The 15,680-nt window shown below is 62.4% G+C and carries 10 protein-coding genes and 1 tRNA gene; 4 read left to right on the plus strand and 7 right to left on the minus strand.

All coding sequences use genetic code 11. The annotated features are described in order from the left end of the window. Positions 1 to 5: 5 nt before the first annotated feature. The 3 genes from WLQ66_RS03610 to WLQ66_RS03620 all read right to left on the minus strand — a co-directional run bounded on the left by WLQ66_RS03610 (position 6) and on the right by WLQ66_RS03620 (position 2,227). Positions 6 to 917, minus strand: a complete 912-nt coding sequence (locus tag WLQ66_RS03610; protein ID WP_340545024.1) for a NaeI family type II restriction endonuclease — start codon at positions 915 to 917, stop codon at positions 6 to 8. A gap of 102 nt (positions 918 to 1,019) precedes the next feature. Then, entirely contained in the window at positions 1,020 to 1,994 is a 975-nt protein-coding gene (locus WLQ66_RS03615; RefSeq protein WP_340545025.1) for a DNA cytosine methyltransferase, read from the minus strand. 158 nt (positions 1,995 to 2,152) lie between these two features. Then, positions 2,153 to 2,227, minus strand: a tRNA-Gly gene (locus tag WLQ66_RS03620). A 233-nt stretch (positions 2,228 to 2,460) separates the two neighbouring features. On the opposite strand from WLQ66_RS03620, the gene WLQ66_RS03625 reads away from it, so the two are divergent. Then, on the plus strand, positions 2,461 to 2,667 hold the full coding sequence (locus WLQ66_RS03625; RefSeq protein WP_340545026.1) for a hypothetical protein: 207 nt from the start codon (positions 2,461 to 2,463) through the stop codon (positions 2,665 to 2,667). A gap of 115 nt (positions 2,668 to 2,782) precedes the next feature. Here the strand turns inward: WLQ66_RS03625 and WLQ66_RS03630 are convergent, their stop codons facing one another. The 3 genes from WLQ66_RS03630 to WLQ66_RS03640 form a co-directional block, all read right to left on the minus strand. Continuing rightward, positions 2,783 to 6,223 (minus strand): pyruvate carboxylase, encoded by a 3,441-nt coding sequence (locus WLQ66_RS03630; protein WP_340545027.1) that lies wholly within the window; start codon positions 6,221 to 6,223, stop codon positions 2,783 to 2,785. A 126-nt stretch (positions 6,224 to 6,349) separates the two neighbouring features. Next, the gene (locus WLQ66_RS03635; RefSeq protein ID WP_340545028.1) at positions 6,350 to 7,555 is read right to left on the minus strand and encodes an alpha-hydroxy acid oxidase; all 1,206 of its coding nucleotides are present in this window, start codon (positions 7,553 to 7,555) and stop codon (positions 6,350 to 6,352) included. Positions 7,556 to 8,138: 583 nt separating this feature from the next. After that, a complete protein-coding gene (locus WLQ66_RS03640) occupies positions 8,139 to 9,935 on the minus strand; it encodes a sensor domain-containing diguanylate cyclase (protein ID WP_340545029.1) in 1,797 nt (598 codons plus the stop codon). A gap of 230 nt (positions 9,936 to 10,165) precedes the next feature. Here WLQ66_RS03640 and WLQ66_RS03645 point away from each other — a divergent pair, with 230 nt between their 5' ends. Next, complete coding sequence (locus WLQ66_RS03645; RefSeq protein WP_340545030.1) at positions 10,166 to 12,526, plus strand: ATP-dependent helicase; 2,361 nt, start codon at positions 10,166 to 10,168, stop codon at positions 12,524 to 12,526. Positions 12,527 to 12,860: 334 nt separating this feature from the next. Here the strand turns inward: WLQ66_RS03645 and WLQ66_RS03650 are convergent, their stop codons facing one another. Beyond that, positions 12,861 to 13,079 carry a DUF1127 domain-containing protein gene (locus tag WLQ66_RS03650; protein WP_340545031.1) on the minus strand — a complete coding sequence of 73 codons (219 nt, stop codon included), beginning with the start codon at positions 13,077 to 13,079 and terminating at the stop codon, positions 12,861 to 12,863. A 328-nt stretch (positions 13,080 to 13,407) separates the two neighbouring features. On the opposite strand from WLQ66_RS03650, the gene WLQ66_RS03655 reads away from it, so the two are divergent. Next, a complete protein-coding gene (locus WLQ66_RS03655; protein WP_340545032.1) occupies positions 13,408 to 14,478 on the plus strand; it encodes an Mrp/NBP35 family ATP-binding protein in 1,071 nt (356 codons plus the stop codon). 698 nt (positions 14,479 to 15,176) lie between these two features. Beyond that, on the plus strand, positions 15,177 to 15,680 hold the full coding sequence (gene mraZ / locus WLQ66_RS03660) for a division/cell wall cluster transcriptional repressor MraZ (protein ID WP_340545033.1): 504 nt from the start codon (positions 15,177 to 15,179) through the stop codon (positions 15,678 to 15,680).

Raw genomic sequence — 15,680 nt, forward strand, 5'->3', positions numbered from 1 at the left:
GGTTTTCACCTCGGATCGAAAAAATCTTCGCGGATCGTGTGACCAGCGCTGGCGGCCAGCCGCGCCTGCGTCAGGTTGGAGAGCTGCGCCGATATGAACTCCGAGCCGCCGCAATGGGGCAGGTCAAGTGCGCGGATCAGCTGCGCATCCTTGCGCCCCTCAAGGATAACGATGCCCTCCCGCCCCAGCAGGTCCCGCGTGCCATGGCCGCCATCCGAACGGATCCGTCGCATGAAATCCTTCTGCGCGGCCACCGCCTCGACGACGTCACGGGGAATCGGCTGACGCTGCACCTCCCGGAACAGCGTCGCCATCCGGGCATTGCCGCTCTCCCCGGCAAAGATACGCGCCACCACCCGCTCCGGCAGCAGGCGCCAGAAATTGGCCGGATAGGGCTGATCACAGAGCAGCCAGAGAATATTGCCAAACCCCTCGGCCGAGATCGAGCGTTTGGCGTCCTTGTTCTGACCGGCGGTCAGATAGGCCTGCCGCGCGACGATCAGCCCGAGGTAACAGCGCGCCCGCGGCTCATCCGCCGCCACCAGGATACAGGGCTGGTCGACGGCTTCGGTCGGGATCATCCAATTGCTGCCCATGGTGTGTTTGATATCCACATCATGGCCGAGGATCACGGTATCCAACCGCCCCTTTGGCAGGCGCAGCAGCGCCCGCAGCTCAATCTCGACGCGGGTGCCGATATAGGTCTTCTCGGTTTTTTCCAGATCCTCATAGGCGCGCCGCCCGGTCTTGGCGGTCAGGATCACATCGTCGATGCACGTGCGCAGCATCAGCGGAAAGCCGGCCGCCAGCTCCATCGGGCCGCCTGCGCGGCTGGTGATATCCTGTGCCAGCGCGCTGAGCAGCAGGTGATCGGCATGGCCGGGATGGATCCGGCTGGGCGGCAGTTTCTGTTTCATCGCAGAGCCTGTTCCCGGTTGCAGCCGTGGCTTGAGTATTTTGGGAAAGGTGACAGGGCAGGATGTGGCCCTACATCGCGCAGCGCCATCACGACGGCCCGATCAACGCCCGGTGGCAGGGCTGGTCACCACCTTCAGGCTGGGGCGTGCGATGGCCTGACGGATCTGCCGGGCCACGGCTTCGGCCACCGGCGGCGGAAAGGCATTGCCGACCTGGCGATAGGCGTTGGTCTTGGCCCCGGTGAAATGCCAGCTGTCGGGGAAGCCCTGAATGCGCGCCACCATCCGCACGGTGAGGCGCGGCATGTCGTTGTGAAAGGGATCCGGCGCCTCATAGGCGATGGTGCGCCCCTCGACGCCCAAGGCGGCCCAGGCGCGCCGCGCCCGGGTGGGGCCGAGGTCCGGCCCGCCATGTTTCTTGGAGCCGCCCACAATCGTTGGCGCAATCTCATCGGCCCTGGCGGCCCACTCCTCGGCCCCGCGCCAGCCGCGTTCCTTCATCAGGTCAAGCAGGGTCTCGCCCACGGTGCGGGGATTATGCGGCAGCGGCTCGGGCCAGTTGAACTGGCCGGAGAATTCCTTGCGCAGGGCGACGATGGCCACCCGCGGGCGCAGCTGCGGCACGCCGAAGTCGGAAGCATTCAGCAGGCGCCAGTCGGTCTCATAGCCCAGTTTGGCCAGCTGTTTCTTCAGCTTCTCGCGGTAGTCATGGAATACTGCATCCAGAAAGCCGCGCACATTCTCGATCATCACCGCGCGGGGGCGGGTGGCGGCGACGATTTCGATGGCATCGTCAAAGAGGTTGCGCTCGTCCTTCTCGCCGAGCTGTTTGCCGGCGACCGAAAATGGTGGGCAGGGCAGCCCGCCAGCCAGCAGGTCAATGCCGCGATAGGCGTCGGCATCCGCCTTGAAGGCGCGCACATCCTCTTCCAGCACATTCCACTGGGGCCGGTTATGGCGCAGGGTGGCGCAGCAATGTTTGTCGATTTCGACCAGCGCGGTGTGGTCAAAGCCGGCTTTCTCAAGCCCCAGTGCCTGGCCGCCTGCACCAGCGCAGAGTTCTACCGATGTGAGCATGCTGCCGTATCACCTGTTCTCATGCTGCCGTTGCAGCTGTTCGCGCTCTGTTCTTAGGCGCTGAAGTGATTCCGCGCAAGCCAGAGGCTATGTCGTATTTCACAAACGCGAAAGGCCACCGTTGCGTCTGCAAGCGGTGGCCTTTTCATGTATCCAAATGGAGCGGGCGAGGCGATTCGAACGCCCGACCCTAACCTTGGCAAGGTTATGCTCTACCCCTGAGCTACGCCCGCGCTGCCATTCGGTGAAGCGGATTTAGTCATTCACAGGCAGGGCTGCAAGGGAAAAACGCAAAGCCGTCGGCAAAAAATGACCGTCACGGTGTTTTGAGCGACGGAAGCCGCCACGTGCGGCGTTTTACCCTTATGATGATGACATGAGCCTGGCCAAGACGACCTGATGTTTGCGAGCCAACGAGCCGGGCCAACCCGCGGAAATATCTGCGAAACCGAAAGGGAGCCCCGAGATGACACTGCTTAGCAAACCGCTGCGCGACCGGATGGGTAAATCCTTGGACGACAGGCTGGACACATTGCGCATCCTTGGCCTGACCGTCGCCATTGGTCTGGCGATCGGCGCCAAACTCACCACGGATGGGCAGGCTGCGGGTCTTCATACCGCCGAGGCCCCGGTGATGTTGCCACCACAGATCGAGACACAGGCGCTGATCTGACCACCGCGCATCTGGCAGACCGCGCCACCTCACAGAAAAAGGCGCCCCCGGAATGCGGGGACGCCTTCATATGATAGTCGCAGTGCCTGTCATCGGTGACAGGCGCGGGCTGTGATCACTCCAGCTCGATCAGCAGATCCTTGGCGTCGATCTGCCCGCCTGCCTGCACATGCAGGGCCTTCACCACCGCATCGCGCTCGGCATGGATGCCGGTTTCCATCTTCATCGCCTCGATGGTCAGCAGCAGGTCGCCCTCATGCACCGGCTGGCCAACCTGCACGGCAACGGTGGCCACGACACCGGGCATCGGCGCGCCGACATGGTTTGCATTGCCCTGCTCGGCCTTGGGCCGGGCCTGCGTCGTCGCCTTGACCAGACGGTTCGGCACGCGGATGACGCGGGGCTGGCCGTTGAGTTCAAAGAAGACTTTCACCTCGCCCTTGTCATCGGTATCGCCGATGGCCTGCAGGCGGATTTCCAGCGTCTTGCCGGGGTCGATTTCTGCGGTGATCTCCTCGCCCGGTTCCATCCCGTAAAAGAAGGTGCGGGTGGGCAGGCTGCGGACCGGACCATATTGGCGATGGCGGCCCATGTAGTCGAGGAACACCTTGGGATACATCAGGTAGCCGTTCAGATCCTCGTCATCGACGGCCTTGCCTTCCAGCTCCCGCGACAGCTCCGCACGGGTCGCTTCCAGATCGACCGGGTCCAGATGGGCGCCGGGGCGATCCAGATTGGGCGCGTCGCCTTTCAGCACCTTGGAGACGATCCCCTCAGGGAAGCCACCCGGAGGCTGGCCGAGGTTGCCGCGCATCATGTCGACAACCGAGTCCGGGAAGGCCACATCACTCTTCGGATCCTCGACGTCGTCGCGGCTCAGACCCTGGCTGACCATCATCAGTGCCATGTCGCCAACCACTTTGGACGAGGGCGTCACCTTCACGATATCGCCGAACATCTGGTTCACATCGGCATAGGTCTGGGCGACCTCATGCCAGCGATCCTCCAGCCCCAGGCTGCGCGCCTGTGCCTTCAGGTTGGTGAACTGGCCGCCGGGCATCTCGTGCAGATAGACCTCCGAGGCGGGCGCCTGCAACCCGGATTCAAAGGCGGCATATTGCATCCGCACCTGTTCCCAATAGTCCGAGATTTCGCGGATCTTGGCGATGTCCAGCCCGGTGTCGCGGTCGGTGTTGCGCAGCGCTTCGACGATGGAGCCGAGGCAGGGCTGCGAGGTGCCGCCACTGAAGGCGTCCATAGCCGCGTCCACCGCATCGACGCCGGCATCCGCTGCCGCCAGGATGGTGGCACCAGCCACACCCGAGGTGTCATGGGTGTGGAAATGGACCGGCAGGCCGACCTCTTCTTTCAGCGCCTTGACCAGCTGGCGGGCAGCGGCCGGCTTCAGCAGGCCCGCCATGTCCTTCAGGCCCAGAATATGCGCGCCTGCCGCTTCCAGCTCCTTGGCCATGCCGACATAATACTTCAGGTCGTATTTGGCGCGGTTCGGATCAAGGATATCGCCGGTATAGCAGATGGTGCCTTCGCAGATCTTGCCGCTTTCAACGACCGCATCCATGGCGACGCGCATGTTCTCGACCCAGTTCAGGCTGTCAAAGACGCGGAATACATCAACGCCGGTGGCCGCCTGTTTCACAAAGCTCTGCACCACATTGTCGGGATAGTTGGTATAGCCGACACCATTGGAGGCGCGCAGCAGCATCTGGGTCATCAGGTTCGGCATCCGCTCGCGCAGGTCGCGCAGCCGCTGCCAGGGGCATTCCTGAAGGAAGCGATAGGCCACGTCGAATGTCGCACCGCCCCAGCACTCGACCGAGAACAGCTGGCTCAGGTTCTGGGCATAGGCCGGGGCCACCTTGATCATGTCATGGCTGCGCATCCGGGTGGCCAGCAGCGACTGGTGGCCGTCGCGCATGGTGGTATCAGTCAGCAGCAGCTGACGCTGCGCCTTCATCCAGTCGGCCACCGCCTGCGCGCCCTTTTGCTCCAGCAGGTTGCGGGTGCCATAGGGCTGCGTCGCGGCATCGGCCTTGGGCGCGCGCGGCTCTTTCAGATCGGGATGAGGCGCCGGGCGACCTTCGGTTTCGGGATGCCCGTTCACCGAGATATCGGCGATATAGGTCAGCACCTTGGTGCCGCGGTCGCGGCGCTTGGCGAATTGGAACAGCTCCGGCGTCTCGTCGATGAATTTGGTGGTGTATTCATTCGACAGGAAGGTCGGGTGTTTCAGCAGGTTCTCGACAAAGGCGATATTGGTGCTGACACCGCGCACCCGGAATTCACGCAGCGCGCGGTCCATGCGGGCAATCGCCTTTTCCGGGGTGGGGGCCTTGGCCGTCACCTTGGTCAGTAGCGAATCATAGTAACGGGTGATCACGCCGCCCGCATAGGCAGTGCCGCCATCCAGACGAATGCCCATGCCCGTTGCCGAGCGATAGGCGGTGATTCGACCGTAATCCGGGATGAAGTTGTTGAGCGGATCCTCGGTGGTCACCCGGGTCTGTAGCGCATGACCATTGAGCTGGATCTCGTCCTGCGACGCCTTGCCGGTGGCCTCGGCAATGGTCTTGCCCTCGGCGATCAGGATCTGCGCCTGCACGATGTCGATGCCGGTGACTTCCTCGGTCACCGTATGCTCCACCTGCACCCGCGGGTTCACCTCGATGAAGTAGAATTTGCCGTCGTTCATATCCATCAGGAATTCGACGGTGCCTGCGCATTCATAGTTCACATGCTGGCAGATCTTGCGGCCCAGATCGCAGATTTCGGCGCGCTGTTCCTCGGTCAGATAGGGGGCGGGCGCACGCTCGACCACTTTCTGGTTGCGGCGCTGCACCGAGCAATCCCGCTCATAAAGGTGGTAGATCTCGCCGTGTTTGTCGCCCAGGATCTGTACCTCGACGTGGCGGGCGCGGGTGATCATCTTTTCCAGATAGCCCTCGCCATTGCCAAAGGCCGCTTCCGCTTCGCGGCGGCCTTCCAGCACCTTTTCCTCAAGTTCGGATTCGCTGTGGATCGGGCGCATACCGCGACCGCCGCCGCCCCAGGAGGCTTTCAGCATCAGGGGATAGCCGACCTCAGCCGCTTCGGCGCGGATCGCATCCATGTCATCGCCCAGCACTTCGGTGGCGGGGATCACCGGCACGCCGGCCTCGATTGCGACGCGACGGGCACTGGCCTTGTCGCCGAGCGCGCGCATGGTTTCCGCCTTCGGACCGATAAAGGTGATGCCGTTGCGGGCGCAGGCATCCACGAAATCCGGGTTCTCCGACAGCAGGCCGTAGCCGGGGTGGATCGCATCGGCGCCACTTTCCTTGGCCACGCGGATGATCTCGTCAATCGACAGATAGGCGGCCACCGGTCCCAGACCTTCGCCGATCCGATAGGCTTCATCCGCCTTGAACCGGTGCAGGCCCAGCTTGTCCTCTTCGGCATAGACGGCAACCGTCTTCTTGCCCATCTCATTGGCTGCCCGCATGACGCGGATGGCGATTTCGCCGCGGTTGGCGATCAGGATTTTCTTGAAGTCAGTCATGGCTTCCTCGGGGTCGTGCAGTTTGGCGGAGTGATAAGCGCAAATTAGGGTCCGGTATAGACGTAGTTCTGGGTATGGACAGCGTGATAGCGCTGACCTGAGGCCAGAATCCGGCAAAAAATACGATTACGGCGGAGATTTTAGGTCCGTATCGGTCCTAAATGTCGCAAATGGCGGCGCAATCGGCTGAAGTGGGAGCGGTTGCGGCAGCATCGTCAGGTCCTCCGCCCCCAGCTGGCCCATGTTTGCCAGCAGATCCAGGCGCAAAAGATCGATCAGATGGTCTGGCCCCTGCGGGCCAAGCGCTGCCAGCGCAAAGTGGAACGCGCGGCCTAACATGACATAGTCCGCCCCCAGCGCCAGCGCGCGCAGGATATCCAGACCACCTTCGATACCGCTGTCGAAAATCAGCGGCAGGGTGGTGGCCGCACGAATATCCGGCAGGGCCTCGATGGTGGCGCGGGCCGCATCGAACTGGCGCCCGGCATGGTTCGATACCCACAGCGCATCGACGCCAAGCGCCTCCAGCGGTGTGGCATCCTCGGCGCGCATCACCCCCTTGATGATCAGCGGCCCCTCCCAATGATCGCGCAGCCATTTCACATAGTCCCAATCGGGCGAGGTGCGCAGCAGATAGCCGACATGGGCCGTCGACGACAGGCTGCCGCTCTGGCCGGTCACATATTTATCCAGCGTCCGCATATGCGGCATCCCCCGGCGCGCCATGCCCAGGGCCCAGGCCGGTCGCATCGCCACCTGTGCCAGCAACCGGGGCGTCAGCCGGGGGGGCTGCGTCAACCCGGAGCGCGTCTGCCGTTCCCGGCGCGAGGCCACGGGCACATCAACTGTCAGCACCAGACCGGCAAAGCCTGCGGATTTGGCGCGCTGCAGCATATCGCGGCGGATGGCGGGATCCTTCGGCGGGTAAAGCTGGAACCACGGCGCCGCCCCGAGGTCATCGGCCAGATCTTCGGGGGACTGGCTTGCCACGGTCGACAGGCAGTAGGGCAGGCCCTGCGCCGCGGCGCAGCGGGCCAGCTGGCGTTCCGCGTCGGGCCAGATCAGCCCCGACATGCCAACTGGCGCAATGCCAAACGGCAGCGGGCGCGACACGCCCAGAAACTTGGAGCTGAGCGAGGGCTGTTGCGGCCCATGCAGAATCGACGGGGCAAAGCCGATACAATCCAGCGCTTTGCGGTTGCGGGCGGTGGTCGCCTCTCGCCCGGTGCCACTGTCCAGATACTCCCAAACGAAACGGGGCAGGCGCCGCCGGGCGCGCTGGCGAAGGTCACTGAGAGCGGGGTAACGCTGGTGCAGATCCATGCTGCGCATTTGTCGCTGCCTTGCAGCAAAAGTCTAGTGTGGAGTGCAGCATTGAAACATTTTTGTAACTATTTGGACCGCACCCGTTCCATCTCCGGCGCTGTTGTCGTCCGTATGCGCCACCCGCTGCGCGCCCTTTTGGTGCCTTTCTCGCGGGTCGCTGCCATCCGTTACCACCCCGGTGCATTGTGCGTGCCTCTATTGCTTGCGAGCCTTCTGATCGGTGTCTTGTCGCGGCCTTGCGGGGATCACGCCGGGTCGAGGGGCCACGCCAGGCCCAGAGCCAGGCCCATCGGGCGCGCGATGTGTCCGCCAATTGTAAAAGAGGGCTATTGCGCGCCCGATGGGCCAACGGTCGGCGTCGGGGCGTGTCATCCTGTTGGCTGGTCAATGACCGATCCGAAGGATCGCGCAGCGAGCGCGAAGCCCGTGTCGAAGGCGGTCTGCCCACGCGCCCAGTTGCCCGGTCACGCCGTCAATCCAGCCGCCGCAACTGGGGCGCTGGCGCCGGGTGCATCGTTTGGTCGCTGTGACGGGGCTTTGGTCAATGCCCGTCGGCCCGGTTTCTGCTGCGGGGGAAGGGGGCTCCGGCCTACTCCGCAGCGATCGAGCTGCCCGAATCCGACGGCTTTGAGGGACCTGTCTGCGCGGCAGGGTTGCGTGGCGCCTGCTCTGCGGAGGAGGCGACACAGACCTGGTTGCGGCCTTTCGCCTTTGCCTCGTAGAGCGCCTCGTCGGAGGCGCGCAGCAGGTCCTGTGGCATCGTGCCGTGGCGCGGGTAATGGGCCACGCCAAGCGAGATCGAAATCCCCGGCAGCGCCTTCTCGCCGTAGCGGACGACAATCGCCTCCACGGCCTGGCGCAGCAGCTCGGCCTTGGTCATCACATCCTGCTGGCTGACCCCGGGAAGGATCAGCGTGAATTCCTCTCCGCCCGGACGGCAGGCCACTTCATCGCCGTCACAGGCCTGTTCCAGCACCGAACCGACCGCCCGCAGGACCATGTCACCGGCATCATGGCCGTGATTGTCATTGAACTTCTTGAAATGATCCACATCCACCGCAATCAGGCTCAGCGGTGTGCCGCTTTTCTGGCTGCTGGAGATGCTCTTGCGCAGGGTCTCCGTCATGTGGCGGCGGTTGAACAGACCGGTCAGCGGATCACGCACCGACTGATCATGCAGCTGGTCGCGCATCCGCACATTGGCGATCGCCATGGAGATCTGTTCGGCGCACATCTGGGCCAGTTTCTTGCTGCTGCGGAACTCTTCGGTGGCGTCGCTCAGCGCGCGCAGATGCATCAGGCCGACGGTCTCGCCATGGGCCAGAATCGGGAAGCAGTAATAGGCGCGGCCGTCATGCGGCTCGGCATGTTCGCAGACAAAATCAATCTCGGAGGAGCCGAATTCATAGCTGCGGCCGCGACGCAGCCCCCAGCATTCTTCCGGGTGGATATGGTCCTTGTGACTGCCGCCATTCCAGCTGGCACAGCCGTCAAGCACATCGCGCGAGTTGGAGTAGACATAGACGCTGCCCTCTGCCGTCGGCAGGATATGGGTCATGAAACGGGCCACCATGTCGAACAGCTCGTCGAGCGAACGGCTGGATTGCAGCCATTCGTTCAGCTCTCCCAGCAGCTGCACTTCACGGGCCAGCCGCAGCTGCTCGTCCAGGATCTCGCGCTCGGTCTCGTTGCGCTGGCGCAGCTGATTCATGCGGAATCGGTTCGATTTGAACACGACATAAACAGCAATTGTCATTGCCAGCAGCGCTATGGATGTCAGCACGATCAGCGACAGCCGCACCCGGTTGATGAAGATATTCCGCAGCTCGGTGATATCGGTATGGAAATCAATCGCACCGTCGAAATGCCCGTTATGAATAAGGGGCATGTATACCTGTGCGATCTCCCGCGTGACCTCGCTGTTGTAGTTGCCGGTTGCCAGGGTCAGCCCGTCGACGTCATAGGCGGGCAAGGTTTCGTGCATATAGTAGACCTCACCTTTGGCGACCTTGGTGGTGAAAAAGACATTTGCCTCAAACTCGCCGATTTCATCGCTGCGCGAGGACCAGAAAATTTCGCCCGAGCTGGTCAGCAGGCGATAGCGGTAGACATCGGTTTCCTCGGTGAACAGCGCCAGCATATGGGCGTCATGCGGCTGGATGATGCCCTCCTTGAACGACTCCTCCGGGTTTGCCATATGCAGGACGATCCGCCGCTGCCAGAGTTCCGCCTGTTTGCGGATGTCGGCTTCCAGCATGTGATCGACGATGGGGGTTGGCACCGCAAAAACGGCCCAGACCGAGGCGGCCGCGGCCACAACCAGCACGAAAAGGAGTGACATGCTGCGGATTTTCTCCGCGACGCTGGTTTTGAGATCAGGTTTCATGGTGCCGTCTGCCGTCCGATTGAGAGTGCCCTCACGGCGCTATGGCCGCTGGTCCATGCTGGTCGGTTGAGTTTTCAATTGTGTTAATCGTTAACCTAAATTCCGGGGTGTCGGGGTTTAAACTACTGAAGATTTTCGGGATTTGCCCGGTTGACCTGTTGCGGATGTCTGCGGAACAGACTGTGAACGCCCTCTTTCCGCCGGGATTGAATCACGTTAATGTCCTGCCCATGAGCAGTTTTGACGATATCGACCCCTATGAGGGGATTTCGCTGTCCGCGCGGGCCATGGCGGCGCGGCCGATGCCCTATCTTGACGGGCTGAACCCCGCACAGCGCGCCGCCGTCGAATGTCTGGAAGGTCCCGTGCTGATGCTGGCAGGGGCCGGCACCGGCAAGACCAAGGCGCTGACTGCGCGGATTGTCCATCTGCTGACCACCGGCACGGCCAAACCAAACGAGATCCTTGCCGTGACCTTCACCAACAAGGCCGCGCGTGAGATGAAGGAGCGCGTCGCCGGAATGCTGGGGCAGGCGGTTGAGGGGATGCCCTGGCTCGGCACCTTCCACTCGATCTGCGTGAAACTGCTGCGCCGTCACGCCGAACTGGTCGGGCTGAAATCCAATTTCACCATTCTGGACACCGACGATCAGATCCGGCTTCTGAAACAGCTGATCAAGGCCGAAGGCATAGATGACAAACGCTGGCCTGCGCGGATGCTGGCGGGAGTGATCGACGATTGGAAAAACCGCGCGCTGACGCCTTCCCGGGTGCCGGTCGCGGATGCCAGCGCCTATAATCACCGTGGCGTGGACCTCTATGCGCAGTATCAGGTGCGGCTGAAGGATCTGAATGCGGTCGATTTCGGCGATCTTCTGCTGCATATGGTCACCATCTTTCAGGACAACCCGGATGTGCTGGAACAATACCAGCGCTGGTTCCGCTTTATCATGGTGGACGAATATCAGGATACCAACGTGGCCCAGTATCTCTGGCTGCGGCTTCTCGCGGGCGCGCATAAGAACATCTGCTGCGTTGGTGACGACGATCAGTCGATCTATGGTTGGCGCGGGGCCGAGGTGGGCAATATCCTGCGGTTTGAAAAGGATTTTCCGGGCGCCAATGTGGTCCGGCTGGAACAGAACTACCGCTCGACCGAACATATTCTTAGCGCCGCCTCCGGGGTGATCCGGGGCAACAGCGGACGTCTGGGCAAGGAACTCTGGACCGAGGCACGCGGCGGCGAGAAGGTGCGTCTGATCGGCCATTGGGACGGCGAGGAGGAGGCCCGCTGGATCGGCGAGGAGATCGAGGCGATGCAGCGCGGCACCCGTGGCCTTGCCCCCATCGACCTCAACAATATGGCGATTCTGGTGCGGGCCTCGCATCAGATGCGCGCCTTTGAAGACCGCTTTCTGACCATTGGTCTGCCGTACCGGGTCATCGGCGGGCCGCGCTTCTACGAGCGGCTCGAAATTCGCGATGCCATGGCCTATTTCCGGCTGGTGGTCAGCCCGGAGGACGATCTGGCGTTTGAGCGGATCGTCAATACCCCCAAACGTGGTCTTGGCGACAAGGCGCAGCAGACCATCCAGACCATGGCGCGCAGCAATGGCGTCTCATTGGTCGAGGGGGCGCGGCTTGCGGTGGAGAGCGGCCAGATCAAGGGCAAGGGCGGCAATGCCCTGCGCCAGCTGGTCACCGATCTTTCCCGCTGGGGACGTCTGGCGGGCGACGCCGACATGACCCATATGGAGCTGGCCGAAACCATCCTCGACGAGAGCGGCTACACCACCATGTGGCAGACCGACAAGAACCCGGATTCGCCGGGCCGTCTGGAAAACCTCAAGGAACTGGTCAAGGCGCTGGAGGCGTTTGAAAACCTGCAGGGCTTCCTCGAACATGTCAGCCTGATCATGGACAATGACAAACAGGATGCGGCGCAGAAGGTCTCCATCATGACGCTGCACGCCGCCAAGGGGCTGGAATTTCCTGCCGTCTTCCTGCCCGGCTGGGAGGATGGTCTCTTTCCCTCGCAGCGCTCGATGGACGAAAGCGGCCTGAAGGGCCTCGAGGAAGAACGCCGTCTGGCCTATGTCGGTATCACGCGGGCCGAGGACATCTGCACGATCTCCTTTGCCGGCAACCGCCGTGTCTTTGGTCAGTGGCAATCGCAGCTGCCCTCCCGTTTCATTGATGAGCTGCCCGAAGAACATGTCGAGGTGCTGACCCCGCCCGGTCTCTACGGCGGCGGCTACGGCGCGGCGGCTCCGGGCGGTTTCGGGGGCGTGCGCTCCACGATTGAGGACCGCATGGCCTCTGCCGATGGGTACAACTCGCCGGGCTGGAAACGCATGCAGTCCCGCGCCGGAGAGCGTGGTCTGTCCCAGCCCAAGGAAAGCAAGTCCAGCGTCATCGACCTCACCGCCACCTCCGCCTTCACTGCCGGTGAACGGGTGTTCCACCAGAAATTCGGCTATGGCGCGATCACCGCGATCGAGGGAGACAAGCTGGAAGTCGCATTCGAGAAGGCCGGCACGAAAAAGGTTGTCGCCCGTTTCGTCACCGCAGCAGAGGACGTGCCGTTCTGACCGCGCCGACTGCGGGTCTGATCCAGCACCGATAGATCCCCGCCATCGGCAGGCGGGCACCAGCTCGGGCGTCGGCAGTTTGCCGGCGCCTTTTTGCGTCCTGTCATCAATGGGAGGCGCTGCCGATCAGGCAATCAGACACAAAAAAACGGCGGTGCCAGGGAGGAGGAGGGCACCGCCGTTCTGTACAACACCATACCATCAGGGAGGAGGAGGCATGGTGTATCAGGGTCCGGCTATGACGCCGGTATAGGGTGCGGTGACATCAGGGAGGAGGAGGATGTCACCGCGATAGCAGGCTCCCAAGGGAGGAGGAGAAGAGAGCCTGATCTCTTTATTTCGTGCCGTATGCGGCCTCATAGGCGACGCTGCGCAGCATGGAGCGGCTCAGCCCCAAGTCAGCCAGCTCGCGACCGGAGAGTGTCGACAGCTCATCCATGGTCTGGCGATACAGGCGGTAGCGTGCAATCTTGCCTTTCAGCTCGTCGAACATGGCGCGCGGGCTGAAGGCCAGAGCGCCTTTGCGGGTTGTGATATTGTCAACAGCGGCCATCGGTGTTGTCCTTAACGTCTATGAATGTCTGGCCGTTCCCGGCCTCTCTTGGCCTCATAAATATGATAATGCTGCACACGCACAATCCCTGAAAGGGGCATTTCTGCTATGCAGCAAACGCATGGGTTTCCTTGCGGAAACCGGGTTGATCTTGCCGAGGTATGCGCCAATCGGTGTGCTGATGCCTAAATTCGCGGCAGGCGGCAAACGGGCAGGCTACAGGCCGCGCGCAGATTGGGGCCGACCGGGAGCCTGTACAGGGGCCGATGCGGTCTTGGGCTTGTCGGCCGCAGGTCTTATATGGCGGGTAACCAACAGGAGACAGGCCATGACCCCCACCCAGGATGAGATTCGCGACGCCCTTGCGCGGCTGCAACTGCCCGATGGCGGAACGCTGGTCTCGCGCGACATGCTGCGCGCGCTGATGGTGGAGGGAGGTCGCGTCAGCTTCGTGATCGAGGCGCCCAGCCCGCAGATCGCCGCCCAGATGGAGCCGCTGCGCCGCGCCGCCGAGGCAACCGTTCTGGCGCTGCCGGGGGTGGAGAGCGTCTCCGCGGCGCTGACCGCCCACTCCGATGCCGCCGCGCGGCCCGCGCCGACCCTGAAACTGGGCGGCCACCCCAAGCCGCAGCAGGGGCCGCTGAAACCCAGCGGGGTGAAACGCATTCTCGCCGTGGGATCGGGCAAGGGCGGCGTGGGTAAATCCACCGTCAGCGCCAATCTCGCCGTGGCGCTCACCCGGCAGGGGCGCAAGGTGGGCCTGCTCGACGCTGACATATATGGACCCAGCCAGCCACGCATGATGGGGGCGAGCGGCCGCCCCGCCAGCCCTGACGGCAAGATCATCGAACCGCTGCACGCCCATGGCGTCACGCTGATGTCGATCGGCTTCATGGTTGACGAGGCCAAGGCGGTGGTCTGGCGCGGCCCGATGCTGATGGGCGCGCTTCAGCAGATGCTGGGGCAGGTGAACTGGGGGGAGCTTGACGTGCTGATCGTCGATCTGCCGCCCGGCACCGGCGATGTGCAGCTGACCTTGTGCACCAAGGCCGAGCTGTCCGGTGCCATCGTGGTCTCCACCCCGCAGGATGTGGCGCTGCTGGATGCGCGCAAGGCGATTGACATGTTCAACACCCTGAAAACGCCGGTGCTGGGCCTGATCGAAAACATGTCCTTCTTTGCCTGCCCGGATTGTGGCGGCGAACATCACATCTTTGGTCACGGAGGGGTTGCTGCCGAGGCTGAGCGCATCGGGGTGCCCTTGCTCGGGGCGCTGCCGATTGATCTTGAGACCCGGCTGGCCGGTGACAATGGCACTCCCATCGCTGCCGGTGACGGTCTGATGGCCGAGGCCTATGCAAAAATGGCCGAAGGTCTGATCCGCGGCGGCATGGCCTAGATCGCGAAGCTGAAACGCTCCCGGCGCTGCTGGGAAATCATGGTCCGCGTGGGAATTGATGGGCCATGTGGGAAATTATGGGCGGCGTCGAGACATTTTGGCCCGCTTTCCCGAATCACTGTGCTGTTCTGGCGTGATTTTCAGGCGATATCACCCGGATCACGGGATTTGCCCCGGTCCAACTGCCACACGCACCCGTGAACAGAATATGAACATTCTGGTTCTCCAGACTCGATCTTAAAATTTCTGGGAAATCATGGCACTTTTTCCAAGCCGGATACGACCCTACATATAGTGGCCTTTATGGTGGCTTAATCTACCACTGGACGTATCTGCGATTCTTTCCCGTAGAATCGGCGCGTCGTTATCTAGATGTGCAGATGTGGTCCATAAAAAACAGTTGTCGCCCACGTATTCCCATAGTATCCCTAGTTCATCGAATGAGACGAAGAGCAGGGGCACCAAACGACCCCAACCAAGACTACTAAGAAGCAGGTTTCATACAGGCCTTCGCTTTCATCGAAAATAGAGAGATCCGGCGCGCGAGCGAGCAGACATCCCCCCAGGTGGCGCGCGCAGTCGGACACCCCGCAAGTCGGGACAAGGAGGCGGGTTGATCAGTGGCAGCAGATCAGCCCGCCCCTTTTGCTTCTGGGGATAGCTTCGGCACGAGGGACGCTGAAAAAAGGGACGATAGATTGGGCCGTAGGTTCAGAGGTGAAAGCCACCACAAGGTGGATACAAAGGGGCGGGTCTCGATTCCGGCCTCCTTTCGCCGTGTTCTGGAGGCGGGTGACCCCAACTGGCAATCCGGCAGCAACCCCGAACTGGTCATCGTCTATGGTGACCACCGCCGCAATTTCCTGGAATGCTACACGATGGAGGCGATCGAGGAAGTCGACGCCAAAATCGACGCCTTGCCGCGCGGCTCGATGCCGCGCAAGATGTTGCAGCGCATGTTCCACGGTCAGTCCTTCCCGACTACCGTTGATGAAACCGGGCGGCTGGTGCTGCCCGCCAAGCTGCGCAACAAGATCAATCTGGAGGCCGAGGCGTTCTTCATCGCCGCCGGCGACACCTTCCAGATCTGGAAGCCTGAAACCTATGAAGAGGAAGAACTGGCAAAATCCGAGGAGTGGCTGGACGATCTGCCCGAGGACTTTGACCCGGCGGAATTCCTCGATGGCGCCGGAGGCGCTTGA

The organism is Phaeobacter sp. A36a-5a, from assembly GCF_037911135.1.
Classification (GTDB): domain Bacteria; phylum Pseudomonadota; class Alphaproteobacteria; order Rhodobacterales; family Rhodobacteraceae; genus Phaeobacter; species Phaeobacter bryozoorum.

Bases quoted from the DNA above. Each gene is read 5' to 3' on its own strand.
- WLQ66_RS03610 (WP_340545024.1), bottom strand. From the start codon at position 917: ATGAAACAGAAACTGCCGCCCAGCCGGATCCATCCCGGCCATGCCGAT.
- WLQ66_RS03615 (WP_340545025.1), bottom strand. From the start codon at position 1,994: ATGCTCACATCGGTAGAACTCTGCGCTGGTGCAGGCGGCCAGGCACTG.
- WLQ66_RS03625 (WP_340545026.1), top strand. From the start codon at position 2,461: ATGACACTGCTTAGCAAACCGCTGCGCGACCGGATGGGTAAATCCTTG.
- WLQ66_RS03630 (WP_340545027.1), bottom strand. From the start codon at position 6,223: ATGACTGACTTCAAGAAAATCCTGATCGCCAACCGCGGCGAAATCGCC.
- WLQ66_RS03635 (WP_340545028.1), bottom strand. From the start codon at position 7,555: ATGCGCAGCATGGATCTGCACCAGCGTTACCCCGCTCTCAGTGACCTT.
- WLQ66_RS03640 (WP_340545029.1), bottom strand. From the start codon at position 9,935: ATGAAACCTGATCTCAAAACCAGCGTCGCGGAGAAAATCCGCAGCATG.
- WLQ66_RS03645 (WP_340545030.1), top strand. From the start codon at position 10,166: ATGAGCAGTTTTGACGATATCGACCCCTATGAGGGGATTTCGCTGTCC.
- WLQ66_RS03650 (WP_340545031.1), bottom strand. From the start codon at position 13,079: ATGGCCGCTGTTGACAATATCACAACCCGCAAAGGCGCTCTGGCCTTC.
- WLQ66_RS03655 (WP_340545032.1), top strand. From the start codon at position 13,408: ATGACCCCCACCCAGGATGAGATTCGCGACGCCCTTGCGCGGCTGCAA.